The 15,897-nt window shown below is 33.8% G+C and carries 17 protein-coding genes; 6 read left to right on the forward strand and 11 right to left on the reverse strand.

Annotated elements, in window-relative coordinates; translation table 11 throughout:
* The first annotated feature begins 2 nt into the window (after positions 1–2).
* Entirely contained in the window at positions 3–1,244 is a 1,242-nt protein-coding gene (locus MK119_RS16925; protein ID WP_290681025.1) for an FtsX-like permease family protein, read from the forward strand.
* Between the two features lie 170 nt (positions 1,245–1,414).
* Positions 1,415–2,776, forward strand: coding sequence for a pyridoxal-phosphate dependent enzyme (locus MK119_RS16930; protein ID WP_290681028.1), 1,362 nt, complete (start codon positions 1,415–1,417; stop codon positions 2,774–2,776).
* A gap of 71 nt (positions 2,777–2,847) precedes the next feature.
* On the opposite strand, the gene MK119_RS16935 is transcribed toward MK119_RS16930, so the two are convergent.
* Positions 2,848–3,183 (reverse strand): hypothetical protein, encoded by a 336-nt coding sequence (locus MK119_RS16935; RefSeq protein WP_290681030.1) that lies wholly within the window; start codon positions 3,181–3,183, stop codon positions 2,848–2,850.
* Between the two features lie 598 nt (positions 3,184–3,781).
* Between MK119_RS16935 and MK119_RS16940 the strand changes: the two genes are divergently transcribed.
* The gene (locus MK119_RS16940; protein WP_290681033.1) at positions 3,782–4,099 is read left to right on the forward strand and encodes a peptidyl-tRNA hydrolase; all 318 of its coding nucleotides are present in this window, start codon (positions 3,782–3,784) and stop codon (positions 4,097–4,099) included.
* A gap of 49 nt (positions 4,100–4,148) precedes the next feature.
* Here MK119_RS16940 and MK119_RS16945 read toward each other — a convergent pair whose 3' ends face one another.
* The 4 genes from MK119_RS16945 to MK119_RS16960 all read right to left on the reverse strand — a co-directional run bounded on the left by MK119_RS16945 (position 4,149) and on the right by MK119_RS16960 (position 7,862).
* The gene (locus MK119_RS16945) at positions 4,149–5,207 is read right to left on the reverse strand and encodes a T9SS type A sorting domain-containing protein (protein WP_290681035.1); all 1,059 of its coding nucleotides are present in this window, start codon (positions 5,205–5,207) and stop codon (positions 4,149–4,151) included.
* A gap of 634 nt (positions 5,208–5,841) precedes the next feature.
* Positions 5,842–6,585 carry a hypothetical protein gene (locus MK119_RS16950; RefSeq protein ID WP_290681038.1) on the reverse strand — a complete coding sequence of 248 codons (744 nt, stop codon included), beginning with the start codon at positions 6,583–6,585 and terminating at the stop codon, positions 5,842–5,844.
* Positions 6,585–7,082, reverse strand: a complete 498-nt coding sequence (locus MK119_RS16955; RefSeq protein ID WP_290681041.1) for a hypothetical protein — start codon at positions 7,080–7,082, stop codon at positions 6,585–6,587. Before MK119_RS16955 ends, MK119_RS16950 begins: the two co-directional genes overlap by 1 nt.
* A 591-nt stretch (positions 7,083–7,673) precedes the next feature.
* A complete protein-coding gene (locus MK119_RS16960; protein WP_290681044.1) occupies positions 7,674–7,862 on the reverse strand; it encodes a hypothetical protein in 189 nt (62 codons plus the stop codon).
* 723 nt (positions 7,863–8,585) lie between these two features.
* Between MK119_RS16960 and MK119_RS16965 the strand changes: the two genes are divergently transcribed.
* The 3 genes from MK119_RS16965 to MK119_RS16975 are packed head-to-tail and all read left to right on the forward strand — an operon-like array spanning position 8,586 to position 9,979.
* The gene (locus MK119_RS16965; protein WP_290681046.1) at positions 8,586–8,846 is read left to right on the forward strand and encodes a hypothetical protein; all 261 of its coding nucleotides are present in this window, start codon (positions 8,586–8,588) and stop codon (positions 8,844–8,846) included.
* 42 nt (positions 8,847–8,888) lie between these two features.
* The gene (locus tag MK119_RS16970) at positions 8,889–9,665 is read left to right on the forward strand and encodes a DUF6261 family protein (RefSeq protein WP_290681049.1); all 777 of its coding nucleotides are present in this window, start codon (positions 8,889–8,891) and stop codon (positions 9,663–9,665) included.
* 38 nt (positions 9,666–9,703) lie between these two features.
* The gene (locus MK119_RS16975) at positions 9,704–9,979 is read left to right on the forward strand and encodes a GIY-YIG nuclease family protein (protein WP_290681051.1); all 276 of its coding nucleotides are present in this window, start codon (positions 9,704–9,706) and stop codon (positions 9,977–9,979) included.
* A 128-nt stretch (positions 9,980–10,107) separates the two neighbouring features.
* Here the strand turns inward: MK119_RS16975 and MK119_RS16980 are convergent, their stop codons facing one another.
* The 6 genes from MK119_RS16980 to MK119_RS17005 all read right to left on the reverse strand — a co-directional run bounded on the left by MK119_RS16980 (position 10,108) and on the right by MK119_RS17005 (position 15,788).
* Positions 10,108–10,446 carry a hypothetical protein gene (locus MK119_RS16980; RefSeq protein WP_290681054.1) on the reverse strand — a complete coding sequence of 113 codons (339 nt, stop codon included), beginning with the start codon at positions 10,444–10,446 and terminating at the stop codon, positions 10,108–10,110.
* 238 nt (positions 10,447–10,684) lie between these two features.
* Positions 10,685–11,011, reverse strand: a complete 327-nt coding sequence (locus tag MK119_RS16985) for a hypothetical protein (protein WP_290681056.1) — start codon at positions 11,009–11,011, stop codon at positions 10,685–10,687.
* A gap of 136 nt (positions 11,012–11,147) precedes the next feature.
* Positions 11,148–11,768 carry a JAB domain-containing protein gene (locus tag MK119_RS16990; RefSeq protein ID WP_290681059.1) on the reverse strand — a complete coding sequence of 207 codons (621 nt, stop codon included), beginning with the start codon at positions 11,766–11,768 and terminating at the stop codon, positions 11,148–11,150.
* A 220-nt stretch (positions 11,769–11,988) separates the two neighbouring features.
* Positions 11,989–12,240, reverse strand: a complete 252-nt coding sequence (locus tag MK119_RS16995; protein WP_290681062.1) for a hypothetical protein — start codon at positions 12,238–12,240, stop codon at positions 11,989–11,991.
* A 242-nt stretch (positions 12,241–12,482) separates the two neighbouring features.
* Entirely contained in the window at positions 12,483–14,693 is a 2,211-nt protein-coding gene (bglX, locus tag MK119_RS17000) for a beta-glucosidase BglX (RefSeq protein ID WP_290681164.1), read from the reverse strand.
* A gap of 222 nt (positions 14,694–14,915) precedes the next feature.
* Positions 14,916–15,788 (reverse strand): AraC family transcriptional regulator, encoded by an 873-nt coding sequence (locus MK119_RS17005; RefSeq protein WP_290681065.1) that lies wholly within the window; start codon positions 15,786–15,788, stop codon positions 14,916–14,918.
* Between the last annotated feature and the right edge of the window lie 109 nt (positions 15,789–15,897).

Consider the following 15,897-nt stretch of genomic DNA (forward strand, 5'->3'; position numbering starts at 1 on the left):
ATTTGAATTACGAGTTTTTTATTGCCAAACGTATTATTAAGGCAAAACAATATAAAAGTAGTGTATCGGCAACAATAATAAAAATCGCCATCGCAGCTATTGCTATTGGCATTGTTATGATGATGGTTGCGATTGCTACAGGAATGGGACTGCAAAAAACGATCCAAGAAAAAGTAGCCACCTTTAACGGACATATTCAAATCTCACATTTTGATAATAATAATTCGGAAGTTTCCTTGATGCCATTGGCTGTAGAAGACGACTTTTACAAAAACGTTACAGATGTTGAAGGTGTTAATCATTTGCAAGCGGTTGCGATTAAAGCAGGAATTATTAGAACAGAAAAAACGTTTGAAGGCGTATTGGCAAAAGGAGTTGGTGCAGATTATAATTGGAAGGCTTTTGAGGATTTTTTAACTGAAGGGCGATTTCCAAATGTTTCTGAAAAACGAGAAAATAGAGAAGTGCTAATTTCTGCTTACATGGCAAGACGTTTAGAACTGAAGTTAGGAGATACGTTTAAAACCTTGTTTTTAAAGGAAAATACTAGTGAAATTCCGAACGAACGAACTTTTGAAATTGTTGGAATTTACGATTCAGGATTCCAGAAATTTGATGCCAACGTACTCTTGGTTGATATTCGTCACATACAACGTATGAATAAATGGAAAAATGGCGAAGTAGGAAACTATGAAGTTTTTATAGATGATTTTGGAAGTATAGAAGAAAAAACAAACGAAGTATATCATGCTATTGCTTCTACTTTGGATACACAAAATGTTATCACGAAGTTTCCGTTTATTTTTGAGTGGATTTCACTGTTTGATGTCAATATATTTCTCATTATAGGTATCATTATTATTGTGGGAGGAATCAACATGATTACGGCACTTTTAGTATTGATTTTGGATAGAACTCCTATGATTGGAATCTTAAAATCTCTAGGGAGTAGCGATTGGGACATTCGTAAAATCTTCTTGTATAATGCAGCATATTTGATAGGAATAGGATTGCTTTGGGGAAATGTTATTGGAATTGGACTTATATGGTTGCAAGATGCTTTTGGTTTTTTGACTTTTCCAAATCCGGAGCAATATCACACAACCACTATTCCGATACATATTGAAATATGGCATATTGTAGCACTCAACATAGGAACATTGGTTTTGTGTGTATTGATGTTGTTACTTCCATCATATATCATTACAAAAATTTCTCCTGTAAAGGCAATTAAGTTTCAGTAAAATCCAGCTTTTGAAGTAGAATATGTTATGGCTAATATCCTTAGAATTTGTAAAAAAGGAATAGTAAAAGGCGTTGGAATATTAAAAGTCTATTAAATTAATAGACTTTTAAATTTTATTATGAAAATATCTACAGAGACTTTGTATCTTTGTCCACTCAACACATAAGAATGGAATACGCAAATAACATATTAGAAACTATTGGAAATACACCTTTAGTTAAAATGAATGCCTTAGTAGAAGGCGTTGATGCTTTAGTATTGGCAAAATATGAAACATTCAACCCTGGAAATTCTGTAAAGGATAGAATGGCTTTAAAAATGATTGAAGATGCTGAAGCAGATGGGCGCTTACAACCAGGCGGAACCATTATTGAAGGAACTTCAGGAAACACAGGAATGGGCTTGGCCTTAGCTGCTATTGTAAAAGGGTATAAGTTAATCTGTGTGATGGCAGACAAACAATCGAAAGAAAAAATGGACATTTTACGTGCCGTTGGAGCTGAGGTTATTGTGTGTCCAACTGCAGTTGAACCAGAAGATCCACGTTCGTATTATTCAGTATCAAAACGTTTGGGAGAAGAAACACCAAACTCATGGTATGTAAATCAGTATGACAATCCAAGTAACACCAAAGCGCATTATGAAAGTACAGGTCCTGAAATTTGGAAACAAACCGAAGGAAGGGTAACACATTTTATCGTAGGTGTTGGAACTGGTGGAACCATTTCGGGTGTTGGTAAATACTTAAAAGAACAAAATCCGAATGTAAAAGTTTGGGGAGTTGATACGTATGGTTCTGTATTTAAAAAATATCATGAAACGGGTATTTTTGATGAAAATGAAATTTACTCTTATGTTACGGAAGGAATTGGTGAAGATATTTTACCTAAAAATGTAGACTTTAGTATCATTGATGGTTTTACAAAAGTAACAGACAAAGATGCTGCTGTATATACACAACGATTGGCCAAAGAAGAAGGAATGTTTTTAGGAAATTCTGCTGGAGCTGCGATCAAAGGTGTATTACAACTCAAAGAACACTTTGGTAAAGATGATGTGGTTGTGGTTTTGTTTCACGATCATGGAAGTAGATATGTTGGAAAAATGTTTAATGACGATTGGATGCGTGAACGCGGTTTCTTAGAAGAAGAAATCTCTACGGCTGCTGATTTAATCAGAGGACATGCTGATAAGCCATTGGTCACTGTAAAAACAGGAGAATTAGTATCACATGCTATTGAGCGTATGCGTAAGTTTAAAATATCGCAAATTCCTGTAGTTGATACAGAAGGTATCGTAGGTTCTGTTGACGAAACATCACTTTTTACAAAATACATGGAAAACAAAGATATTGCAGATACATCCATTGCTGATGTAATGCAAAAATCATTTCCGGTAGTACATAAAAATACACCGATAGATGAAATTTCAAAATTGATTACCAAAGATAATCAGGCTGTATTGGTAGATTTAGGTGAAAATAAGCATCACATTATTACCAAATATGATGTAATCAAAGGAATAGCATAGTTTTTATATATAAAAGAATGCGTAAAAAAAAGTCGAATAATTATATATTCGACTTTTTCATTTTTATAATATTATACTGTGGTATCTTTGGTTTTAAAATCTGCTGCGAGTTTCTTATAGCGCTTTTCGAGGTTTCTATTATCAATCAATATAATTATTAATACTGAAAAGAAAATTAGAATAAAATAACCCAATACAGAATCTAATATTTCATCCTCGCTACTAATACCGCCGCCTATGATGCTATTATCGTCCGCGGCAATTCCAGGAGCAGTCATTATAACTTCATTTCCCGGTTCTAGCATTGTATTGAAATTAATTGCATTCGTGTAAGTGTGTTCGGTATTTGCTACCAACAAATTGAAAGTACATAAGAGAACCAATACTATGGTATATTTTAGTTTCACGATTTAAATTTATAAAAAAAAACTCACAAAATTAATTTTAATGCCTGATTTTTAATCTCTTAAAAAAAACAGATGTCTTGTCATCTTATTCTGTAAAACATATTGACGGGCATTATACTTTACTTAGTATATGCTCATACCAATGACAAGATATTCACACTTTTGTTTAAAAAAACAAAAGTCAATGTATCTAAAAGAAAACAATCAAATCCTTTAAAATTAGACTTTACGAAGTCTTTTTTAGTTTTTTGTTAAGTTCATTTACTATTTAGGACTAAAAAATCACAACGTGTTTTTAATAAAATATATTACGACAGAAACAGTGGCTTAGGGGAAAGATTTTTTCTGTGTACCACATATATTTTATTGAAATTGGAATTAAAAAATTCCGCTCTTTGTTAAAACTCCTACAAAATAACAATTTTTTTTCGAGATTATTGTAAAAAAATCTTGGATTAACTGCAAAGAAAGGAAGATTAATTGCATTTTTTAAGAAATTCTTTGTAAGAATCATGGATTTATCAATGATTGTTTGTGATAAGGCATTTTGAAAGAACAAAGTAAGTAGTACTTTTATATATGTTTAAAATTTGTTCGTATGAAAATGTACATCTTACTCAAAGCATCTGTACCTGATGGTTTTGCACCTGTGATAGCGGCACATGCTTCCTTGGCTTGCTATAAAAAATATGAAGATGATGCAGACATGCAGCAATGGATGCAAGGTATTTTTAAAAAAGTAGTCTGCAAAGTAAACGACAAAGAGTTTGAAAATGCCAAAAAAGAAGTCAAGCATGTTGTTTTGACCGAATCAGCATTGGACAACCAAGAAGTATGTATTGCTTTTTCCCCACGTACTGAATATTCTAAGCAGTTTCGATTTTTTAAAATGTGGTCGCCTTCATCAGAAGTATAACATAAACATCCCGAAAGTAAACTTCCAGGATGTTTATGTAAAGTATGAATTAGTATTTTATAATTTTCTTTACTTCGTAGTTGTCTAGCTTTAAAAAGTATACACCATTTGCTACAGTACTTAAATCTAGCTTATCTATACTTGCCAATTTTCCTTTCTTTATTTCTCTCCCATGCTGATCTGTTAAAGTAAAAGGAGTGTTTGTTTCCAATCCTGCAATTTGTATATAATCTTTGGTAGGATTTGGGTAATAGGTAAACTTTCTTGCGGAAGCTTCATCAACTCCTAATGTATTTAAGTCAAATCGTACGACTCTTCCTCCAGTTTGTTCAGTAATATATAAGTTATTACCGTCCAAAACCATTCCCCATGGTGTTTGCGGTAAGGTTAAAAAAGGAAAAGGTACAGGTGTGCTTTGCGAAGTATCTACTCTCGATACAGTATTATCTCCAGTTTGAGAAACATACATAATATCTCCGTCAAAAACGATGTGCAAAGCGCCAACGTCCATCAATACTTCTTCAATAGTTGGTATCGGGTCTGTAACATTTATTTTAGAGACAGAACCGCTGTGTGTAAAGTACAATTCATCACCTTTAAAAGCGACTGCGTCAACAAGAGATCCTGAAATTTGTGTAACCACATCTACAGGTGTTGGATTACTTTGTGTAAGATCAACTTTAACAATTTTTAATTGATTACGAGAAGTAATATACATTTCATTATTTCTAAAGGCAATACCAACAGGCTGCACAACATTGACAACAACATCTGTTAAAACAGCAGACGGATCGGTAACATCTATCTTAACTACTTTGTTGTTTGCTAGCATCGGAATGTATAAGTCATTTCCTCTCATTGCTAGATATACACCAAAACTTAAGTTGGGTAAATATTCCGTAGTAGCCGTAGTGGAAGTCTCTGAAAGGTCTTTTTTTCGGATAGACATATTCCCCACAGAACTAATAAATAAGTCGTTGTCTTTGATCGCAACTCCTACAGGATTTAGAAGTCCCGTAGTGGCAACATTTTCGACTTCTTGTGCTGATAGCATTAACGACATCAATAAGCATACTGCAATGTAGATGCATGTGTAATTTTTTTTCATGGTAATGGTTTTAATGTTTGCTACCCACAAGGTAATCGGAATATGGAGGAAAATAGAAAAGTAGTATGTTGAATTTATAAATATTGAATACTCAATGCTGATCTAATATCTTGATAATTAATTGTCTAAATTCAGGATACGGAATTCTTTAAGATATAAAAAAGCGAACTGAAGTTCGCTATTAAGGTTACATTAACTGTTAATCATAATATCCTCCACTCTCATGCCATTTTGTTTTTAAAATAATAGGATGTTTATAATCAGAGCAAAAGAATGCGTTCATGCATTCACTATAGTCATCAGCGTTAGAGCACATATAATGAAAACTTTCACAAGGATCATCACTACCACCATTTATATCTAATTGGTCTTCTTTTTTAGCTCATTAACGCCATCAATTTTTAAAACAGATTTTAACATAACAAATATTTTAAATTAATAATGATTCAAATGAATAGAAAAATACAAGTAACCACAACAAACATAGGTCGGTTTTTACAAATCCGACATCTAAAAAACTGTAATCAAAACAGTAATAACCATTTGAAAAAAGCGAACCGAAGTTCGCTTGTAATAACCGTTTTTTATTGTACAATACGTTTTTCTAATCTATCAAATGGACTGTCTTGATATATTATAGTGAAATTGTACTCAACATAGTTTCGTTTTGGATGTCGTTCGGATCCAAAGCATATTGATACACACCTTGCTCGCCAACCAAAATCAGTAAGTCATTTTGAATAATAACATCAAAGCTTTCCGTATCAATGGCATGTACTAAGTTCATGTTTTCAGGATCCGAGATATCAAATATCTTTACTTCATCATCACACACAAATAAATAATCGCCATAAAAACCCATTCCTACAGGTCCAGCCAAATTGCGTTGCGATATCAATATCGGATTCGTTATATCAGTTACATCATACACTTCTAAAACATTCAAATTTGCACCACATAAATTGCCTCCTTTTAAAGTTACAAAAGCATGTGTTGGTGTCGCAATCACAGGATCGCAAGCTGTAAAATGTTGTACAGACGACAGCAGTTGTGGCGTTTCAAAGTTATTGGCATCATAAATAAACATGCCGTTTCTTGAACCAATATACAAGTACGATTTGTAAGAAAACAACGTTTCTATATCAAACCCAACATTTACAGAGTTTACCTGTACGGGATTTTCTCTATCATTAATATCAAATACATTTAAATTTTGGTTATCAACCGTGTACAAATGGTTGTCTAAAATTGTGAATCGCGCTAACGATCCCGATTGTCCTGTTTCGCTTGCAAAATTTGCACTATCAGTACTATCGCTATTACAACTTACTAGTAATGTGATAAGGCTTCCTAAAAATATATATACAATTTTTCTCATTAGTTTCCATTTAAAGTCCAGTTTACAACAATTTCATCAGTGCCAGTAGTATGATAAAAACCATCTGGCGAAAGCATTTGAGGAAAAGTATTTTCTATGCGTTTCGTTTCTGTAACACTTGTCAAAGCATCATTAAACTTCAGCGCTACCAAATCTACGGCTTGGTTAATGTAGAAAGACTCTCCTTTAAAAATTATATCGGTAACACCGGGCGTCGTTAAAAACTTTTCCACCACTGGGTTTGCCGGATCGGCGTTATTAATAATATGAAAACCAACATGCGGTTCATTCACAAATAGGTAATTACCAATTACATAAATTTTACCAGTTTTGGTAATGGAGCGTGCTTCTTGTAGTGTAATAGAACTTTCCAATTCTGTTCGCGAAAGTATCGTAGGTGTATAAGCTGTACTGGAAATAGTATCGCCTCCATCATCTGAGTACCAACAGGAAACCAGACTCAGGCAGAGCATGAGGATAAAAAGTTTATTTTTCATAAAAGGTTGTTGTTTAGTAGTTAGATACAAAAGAATGTATATGGTTGCGTGGTGATAGTGTTAAAGAAGCAAGAAGCTGTCTGAAAAATCTAATTTATCGTTAAACCAAACTTGATTCGGTTTCTCATGATTATTTCAAATCAATACAATGAGATTATGAATCAAGTTCTAAATGACTTTTTTTAATAATTTTTCAGACAGCTTCTTTTTTATGTAGAACCGCTCTGTAAGTAAGCGTAGTTTCTCTTTAACAACCACTGCAATGACAAATAGAATCTCTTGTTCCAAGATCGCAGTAAATTCTTGTTGCATGTTGTATTGGCGTTCCGCCTGTAATGCTAAAATTAGAAATAGCAGTTTTTTAAGTGTTAATGCTTCAATCGTTTTTTTGATTTTTCATGATATATAGTTTTAAATTCGGTTACAAAACTATAAAAGCGACTGTGGCTACTTTCAGGAAAAAACCTATTTTTAGTAAATTAAATTAGCTGAGTTTAGTACAGTGCAAAAAACGTGTTTTTAAAATATAAACAAGCCCAACAATAAACTTGTTGGGCTTGTTATGATTTTCACTAAACTAACAACAAATCCTTACCTTTTTGAACCAATACAAGGACCGTTATTTGGAACACAATACGCATAAATTACTGCAACAGGTACTGAAGGGGTACAAGCAGCAGGTGACATACAATTGGTTGCATCACTTTGTACACCTCCAACAATTTCTCGTGTTTGGTTTAGGGCAGAAACTTGTTTTTTGTTAAGTCGTAATGAGTTCACATTTCATTTTTTCATGGTTTTAATGTTTTAGATTACTTTGTAGCCAAAGTACCATGAATACTAGGAAATATAAAGTAAAGCTATTCATCATTTACAAATTATACACTGCAAAATGAAGTATAATAAATTGAAACACAGAAGCGCATAGTGTCATTTGTCTAAAAACACAACAAAGTAAAAAATTGACATAAAATAAGCCCAACTAAACTAAGTAGCTGTGCTTTATTCATGGTAAAGTATATAACTGTTATTATATTATTGATGTCCTAGTTTAATAAACGCACTTTGGTTAGGGATAAAGTGAGTATAAATTGATGGTGGCGTTGGTAAACAAATGGCTGGTACCATACAATTAGTAGCTTCACTTACAGCTCCTCCTTTTACAGCTTCTACATTATTTAATGAAGAAACTAAGTTCTTGTTTAACTTTAAATTCTTTTTTTCATTGACATATATCTTAAGATGAATGTATGTTCATTCGTTAAACAGTGGTTTAGAAGTATTTCAAAAATTTGCTAGCAAAAAGAGAAGCAAGTCGTGATTTATAAATTATATATCTGTAGTAGTAGTGATATATAAAACACGAGTTTGTTTTTGTAAAAAAGTCTTCAAAAAGCGCAAAAAACCATCAAAATTTAACGCTTACAAAAAAAATTCAACGCTTATCAAATAATTTCGGGGTTCAATTAATTTTTTTTCAGAGCTTCATACTATCAAGCAGCAATGTTTCGTGCTGTTGAGAGTAAAATGCTTGTTGCAGCACTGCGAGACGCTTTTGTTTTTGTTGGAAAGTTTCATGCAGATCTGCGAGATCAATTTCAACACGTTGGAAAGCTTCATGCAGGTTTGCGAGAACGTTTCAAACGTGTCGGAAAGCTTCCTGCAAGCATGCGAGATGGGTTCAAATGCGTTGGAAAGCTTGTTGCATTGCTGCGAGATGGTTTCAAACGGCTTTTTGTTGCGAATAATGCAAAAAATCGTTGAAAAACAGTAAAATATTTATGAATCTTTTAAAATTAGCGTATTATGGAAATACCTGTTTTCTCTCGCTACAGAAATAGCGAATTTTTACAATACATGAAAGATGTATTAGAACTTGTCAACGCCAATGATGTGGACGTATTGCAAGTAACTACCCAACGCGATGCCCTTGCGGTCTTTGTTACACAAATGGACAATTTGTTTCAGCAAGAGCAGAGTAGTGGAATTACACAAGAACTAATTGAATTGGATACCCGACGCGATAAGGCGTTTATGGGAATCAAAGCCAACCTAGAAGCTTACAATCATCATTTTGATGAGCGTATGCAATCGGCAGCACGTAGTTTATTATTTAATATGAATAACTACGGTAGCAACATACCACGAATGAACTACCAAGCCGAAACCGCCGTTATTGATAGCATGCTATCCGATTGGGAAACCGAAACCGATTTGGCGAACGCCATTACGACAACGGCACTTACCGATTGGATTGCGGAACTTAAAACTGCAAACGAAGCTTTTAACGACCGATACTTAGCACGTATCTCAGAATCGGCAGCCAACCCTGCAACGAGTTTTACCTCCTTACGTGAGGACACGACCGATGCCTACAAAACCTTAACGGCACATATAGAAGCACATGCCACATTGGGCAGCAATGCCACACATCAAGAATTGGTAAATGAGTTTAGTGTATTGGCAAAGCAGTACAACCAAACCGTAGGGCTTAGATTAGGTTCGGGAAGTACGGAGTCTTCGAGTTCTTCAGACTCCTTAAATACTGGGCAAAATCAAAATACCGATACCAACGAGGGCTGAGCGGAGTTGAAATGTAATTAAATATGCCAAAAGGATATATGTACATATTAGAATGTAGTGACGGTAGTTACTATACAGGAAGCACCAAAGATTTAGCTAGGCGTTTTATGCAACATGCCACTGGAAATGGTGCCAACCATACCAAAAAGCGCTTACCTGTTAAGTTGGTATATGTAGAAAGCTATAACCGAATTGATACTGCATTTTACAGAGAAAAGCAAGTACAAGGCTGGAGTAGAAAAAAGAAAGAAGCATTGATCGCGGGGAAGTATGAAAAACTTCCCGAATTATCCATAGCGTATCGGGATAAGTAGCCTTCGAGTGCCTCAGGCTACATCGAGTGCTGAATTCGAGGGCTAAGGTTCTCGAAGCCCGAAGCATGTTGCTGAGTTTATCGAAGCACGACCCATTTAGTTTTTTAGGAAGCTGTTTGGGTGGTTTTTTATATAATTTCAAAATGTTCCTTTAATTTTGTTTCTAAATTATGATCATTATCACTTGACTCACATATTAGAATTTGAATCTTCTTTTCGCGTTTTATTATATCTAATACTTCATTGGAAACATTTTTATTTGTGGTTAAGATTAGATTATTAAAATCTTTATTTCTTCTAATAGCTGTATTTATAACCTTTTCAGAAATCGGAAAGTCTTCTGCGCAATGAATAATGTAATAGCTGCTTTCATTGAGGATAAACCTATTGCCTTGTTGTTCCCAATCTATTTTTTTGAAGTTTTTCTGAAAAACGAAATCTTTTAAAAACTTATTTGTCACTTGCATTTTTTTTAGGACATCTAAAAATCTAATAAAGTCTTTCTCATGATCAATTTAAAACCTAATAAAGATTGAAGCGAAAAAATATAAAAGAGTTAAGTGAATCACTATTGTAATTAATAATATGCTTATAAATAATGATTCATATTTTTCGAATAGGAAAAAATATTCTAAAGTAAATAATACTATTAAAGGATATATTTGTAAAATAACTTAAATCTCCTTAAGTAGTTAAACAAACAACCTATCTCTTATTTTCTTCAACTTCCAACTGCTCCCTACAAACCTTATCCAACCACAAGCCATCTACTATTACTAATAATAAAAGTATGCTTGTCAAATAATCTGGAACTCTAGTTTGTTTCATATAAGCAATATCATGATGATCAATAGCATCCTTCCAACCCACACTATAAAAAACGATCAATCCTATAACAACGAAAATTAGACCTTTTGCACCTGTATACCATTTGGGCTTTTTGTATGCTAATATGATCATGATAATCAAACATACCACAGTAATAATTGCTGTATGTGTTAAAGTTATTTTTGATAAAAATTCTCCAATCATGTATATATAAATAGTAAAATGGTATTGTGCTTATTAAGGCAAATGTGGGCTGAGGTTATACTCGTAACCCGAAGTACGGTAAACTGAATTTGAGCAATGAGCGTTTAGAAGTGCGGGTAGCAGAGCATAGTCGAAGTTACGCTTGCTTAATATCCCGAATATACAAACCTGTCAACTCTTTAATAGTTTGGTTGTCATAACCTTTCTCTTTCATTCTGCGCGCTGTTTTCATCAACTCTTCTTTTACAGCTTTCTGTTTTTCAAACTTTAACTGCATTTCTTTCATAGTTTCGCTTTCGCGTTGTTTGAGTTCGTACAAACCACTCTTTTTAAGTTCGGCAATAATACCTTTACTTTCAAAGCTCGTAAAGCCACTTTCGGTAATAATGAGAAGGTCTACAATTTCAATAATGATCAATTTTCCAACCTTTAGCATTCGCTCGGTCAACTCTTTATCATTTTGTGACGTTTTCAAATTCCCACTCGGATGGTTATGCACCAATATCATCTTTACGGCAAGTTTGTAAATCCCCATTCGGAAAACATCGGGTGGCGATACATTCACATAATTTTGTGCCCCAATAGAAATTAACTCTACAAATAGTATGGTATTATCCGTTTTGAGTCCTACAACCCAAAAATGCTCCTGCGCACGTCGTATTTTGTTTTGTCTTAGTAGTATTTGTTGCATCACGCTGTATACGTCGTGTGCGTTAAGTATTTGTATTTTTTGTGCTTGAGTCAGTCGTACGTTCATATTTCAAATATAGGAAAATTAGTATGGAGATGTTGGATTTTTTGGTGTTGGGTTTTGGGGATTAGAGATTAGACATTGGAGGTGTTTCAAAGTACGAATCAAGAAAGCACTAGTAATGAGTGGAGTTGAAATGAAGCTAACACTTCAACTTCGCTCAGTGTAAAAAAAAAGCGACCTCCAAAAAGAAGATCGCTTTGTACTATATAATTGTAACAGACTACTATCCTCTCTCTGCACAAAGAGACGCAGGACTTGTATCGTCATTCTTAAACTGTGTTTTTTTAATCGTTGGAGGACACGCCGCCATAGAATCGCACATCATAAACTTAGAACAGGTTGTGGCACTCACATTAACATCGATGGTACGAATAATTTCTGTAATAACTTCGGTACCTCCTTTAATGGTTTGTAAGTTTAAATGAGAAATGGTCGATTTTGTAAGACGTAATGTTTTTAAATTCTTTTTTTTCATAATTGGGAAGTTTTTAAAATGGTTAGTACGAGTTTTCTTTTTAAGCAAAAATTAGGAAGAAAACTTAATTCCTAAGTACGGTTTTACCGTAAATGCATTATTAGTGTTTGTAAATGAGTTTATTATATTTTTTAAAAAGTGGTAAATAAAAAAAAGATGCTCATAAATAATGAACACCTTTCCTGCGAATTATTAAATAAACCAATGTATGAATTTACTCTTGCGAGTGTAACAAGAATAAATTATTTGAGTGTAAATGCGTCCTTAAGAACAGTGTTGGAACTTCCTCCAACAAATACTTCAAAATCACCAGCTTCTACAATATACTTTCCTTGGTTGTTAAAGAAACCAAGCTCTTTATTAGTAAGTGTAAATTCGATGGTTTTGGTTTCCCCTTTCTTAAAATGAACCAATTCAAATCCTTTTAACTCTTTTACTGGACGCGTAATGCTTCCAAATAAGTCTCTTATGTATAATTGTACAACTTCCTTTCCGTCATAATTTCCTGTATTGGTGACATCAACCGTTACTTTAATAGCATCTCCAACAGTAAAATCTTTCCCGTGGATTTTGAAGTTTTTATAGTCAAATGTAGTGTAGCTCAATCCGTGACCAAAAGGATATAATGGTGTGTTTTCTACATCAATATAGTGTGACCAAAATACATTATCATTTGTGTTTTCAGGTCTTCCTGTACTTTTATGATTGTAATAAATAGGAATTTGCCCTACATTTCTTGGAAACGTCATTGGTAGCTTTCCGCTAGGGTTGTAATCTCCATAGAGTACTTGTGCAATAGCATTTCCTGATTGGGTACCTAGTTGCCAACCTTCTACAATCGCAGGAATATGTTTAGCAGCCCATTCAATGGCCAATGGTCGCCCATTATTTAATACCAGTACAATATTTTTGTTTACTGCATACACAGCTTCAAGCAATTCTTGTTGTAAGCCAGGTAAGTCCAAACTGGTTCTACTTCTACCTTCACCACTTTGAAAACCATGCTCACCCAACACCATGACAACAACATCTGCTGTTTTTGCCGTTTCCACAGCTTCGTCAATGCCATTTCGATTTGTAGTATTTATCACAACTTCTTCTATGAATGCTGTGTGCCCTAATACTAAATCTACCCCTTTTTTATGTGTTAAAGAATTGCTTGTGTATTTTTCCATTCCTTCTAAAACAGAAACTGCTGTGTTGTCATCGGAAGCAATTCTCCAGCTTCCTAATGGACTGTTTTTATCGGCAGCAAGCGGTCCGATTAATGCTATTTTTTGTCCTTCTTTCTTAAGTGGAAGTAAGTTTCCTTCATTTTTTAATAACACTATAGATTTTTTAGCAACATCTAATACCGCTTCATGATGTTTTGCATTACCGATAACTTCTTTTTCGTTAGCAGGGTCGCAATACTTATATGGATCGTCAAACAATCCGAGTTCAAATTTTACTTTTAATATTCTACGCACAGCATCATCTACAATGCTTTCTTTTACTATGCCATCTTCTACAAGTTTTACAAGTTCACGAACATATACGTATCCTTCCATATCTAAGTCAGAGCCAGCACGCGAAGCAATAATAGCTGCTTGTCGTTTGTCTTTGGCGTGTCCCCAAAATATAAGCTCATTGATAGAAGCCCAATCTGAAACCACAAAGCCTTCAAAATTCCATGCTTCTTTTAAAATGTCTCTTTGTAAAAATTCACTTCCTGTTACCGGAATACCATTTAACTCATTAAAAGAGTTCATAAAGGTTTTTACACCACTATCTGCCGCAGCTTTAAATGGAGGAAGTACTGTATTGTATAAGGTAGATGTTCCAATGTCTACGCTATTGTATTCTTTTCCAGACTCTGAAAATCCATACGCAGCAAAGTGTTTTGCACAAGCAGCAATAGAATTTTTGTCAGCTAAGTCGTCTCCTTGAAATCCTTGTACTCTGGCACTGGCAATTTTACTTCCTAAATACGGATCTTCTCCTCCGCCTTCCATCACTCTTCCCCAGCGAGGATCTCTAGAAATATCAACCATAGGCGCAAATGTCCAATTGATTCCTGCAGCTGAAGCTTCTGTTGCAGCTACGCGTGCTGAATTTTCAATAGCTTGTAAATCCCAACTAGCAGATTCTGCTAGCGGAATAGGACTTAAGGTTTTATATCCGTGAATAACGTCGAATCCTATTAATAAAGGAATTCCTAAACGTGTTTCTTCTACAGCAATACGTTGTACTTCTTTAACATTTCTGGTGCCTCGCACACTTAACATAGCGCCAACCCATCCTTTTCGTAGGTGTTCGTATTTTAATTTTGCTGAACCTGCTTCTGGGGTAGGTCCTGTTACATCCCAAAAACCATTATATAAATTCATTTGACCTACTTTTTCATCTAAGGTCATCTTTTGCATCAAAGAATCTACTCTTTGATCAATAGATAATATCTTAACCACTTCCATTTCTGAACCACTTTTTTTGTTTACTTGAAATCCAAAAAAACTAAACATAATAGCAGCAGCAATTATTATTTTATAGTGTCGTCTAATCATTGTTGTTTTTTTCGTTGGATTGTATTTGTAAAAGTATAATATTATTGTGTTCAGAATTGTACATAAATAATCAAAACCTGATATTTTTTTTTACAAAAGTGATAAATTTGACTTAAAAATGACAAAATAGTATCAGAGAACTTTTTGAATTCCGTTAAACTCTGCTCGAAATTCACTTGGTGTTGCATTCTTTATTTTTTTGAACATTCTGTTGAAATGTGCTAGATTATTAAAGCCACATTTATAAGCTATTTCTCCTACACTTAAGTCTGTTTCTAAAAGAAAACGGGTTGCATAACTAACGCGCGTACTGTTGGTAAAAGAAATAAACGTTTTACCTGTTCTGCTTTTAATAAATCTATTAAATGAAACAGGAGTCATGTTAATTAAAGCCGATATTTCATCCAGGGTAATCTTGCGATGGAAGTTGTTTTGAATATACTCGTAAATCTTTTTAATCTTATCACTATTTTCAAATTCATTGTAATTTGAAAAGGAAGTTGATAATAGTTTTTGGTTTCTTGAGTTAGATAGATCTTGTAGAATTGAGATGAACTCCAAAAAGTAGTCAATTCCTGATGTTTTAGGGAGTTCCAAAAGACGTGGCATGATTTCTTTTGTGATTTTTTCAGAAAATAAAATACCGTGAATAGATCTGTTTAACATATCTTTAATAGACTTAAACACTCTTCTAGATAAAAGTTTTTCATCAAGCAAATCATTGTGAATATGTATGGTAACTTCATGGATTTCTTTGTTTTTACAGTTGTGTAGTTCCCAGCAATGAGGTAGATTAGGTCCAACAAGAACTAATTCGTATGTGCCAATTTCTTCCATGTGATCACCAATTACTCTACGAACACCATTCCCTTTGTAAATAAAGTTTAATTCGTATTCTGGATGAAAGTGCAAGGGGAAATCAAATTCGTCTTTTACTCTATAATATACGAGGAAACTATCTGATTGTGATAGCTGTGTAATTTCTCTGTGAATATTTTTTTGCATAACTTATTGAGCTTGTTTTAACACATTTTTAAAAAAAATATACTGATATTTGATAAAATTGTATTAAATAATTGTTAAAATTGAGTATACATTTGTGCAAATAAAATGA

Origin of the sequence: Kordia sp. (genome assembly GCF_022447245.1) — a bacterium.
Taxonomy (GTDB): Bacteria; Bacteroidota; Bacteroidia; order Flavobacteriales; family Flavobacteriaceae; genus Kordia.

Bases quoted from the DNA above. Each gene is read 5' to 3' on its own strand.
- MK119_RS16940 (WP_290681033.1), top strand. From the start codon at position 3,782: ATGAAAATGTACATCTTACTCAAAGCATCTGTACCTGATGGTTTTGCA.
- MK119_RS16990 (WP_290681059.1), bottom strand. From the start codon at position 11,768: ATGAACGTACGACTGACTCAAGCACAAAAAATACAAATACTTAACGCA.
- MK119_RS16980 (WP_290681054.1), bottom strand. From the start codon at position 10,446: ATGCAAGTGACAAATAAGTTTTTAAAAGATTTCGTTTTTCAGAAAAAC.
- MK119_RS16955 (WP_290681041.1), bottom strand. From the start codon at position 7,082: ATGAAAAATAAACTTTTTATCCTCATGCTCTGCCTGAGTCTGGTTTCC.
- MK119_RS16975 (WP_290681051.1), top strand. From the start codon at position 9,704: ATGTACATATTAGAATGTAGTGACGGTAGTTACTATACAGGAAGCACC.
- MK119_RS16985 (WP_290681056.1), bottom strand. From the start codon at position 11,011: ATGATTGGAGAATTTTTATCAAAAATAACTTTAACACATACAGCAATT.
- bglX (WP_290681164.1), bottom strand. From the start codon at position 14,693: ATGGAAGTGGTTAAGATATTATCTATTGATCAAAGAGTAGATTCTTTG.
- MK119_RS16970 (WP_290681049.1), top strand. From the start codon at position 8,889: ATGGAAATACCTGTTTTCTCTCGCTACAGAAATAGCGAATTTTTACAA.
- MK119_RS16965 (WP_290681046.1), top strand. From the start codon at position 8,586: ATGTTTCGTGCTGTTGAGAGTAAAATGCTTGTTGCAGCACTGCGAGAC.
- MK119_RS17005 (WP_290681065.1), bottom strand. From the start codon at position 15,788: ATGCAAAAAAATATTCACAGAGAAATTACACAGCTATCACAATCAGAT.
- MK119_RS16995 (WP_290681062.1), bottom strand. From the start codon at position 12,240: ATGAAAAAAAAGAATTTAAAAACATTACGTCTTACAAAATCGACCATT.
- MK119_RS16945 (WP_290681035.1), bottom strand. From the start codon at position 5,207: ATGAAAAAAAATTACACATGCATCTACATTGCAGTATGCTTATTGATG.
- MK119_RS16930 (WP_290681028.1), top strand. From the start codon at position 1,415: ATGGAATACGCAAATAACATATTAGAAACTATTGGAAATACACCTTTA.
- MK119_RS16950 (WP_290681038.1), bottom strand. From the start codon at position 6,585: ATGAGAAAAATTGTATATATATTTTTAGGAAGCCTTATCACATTACTA.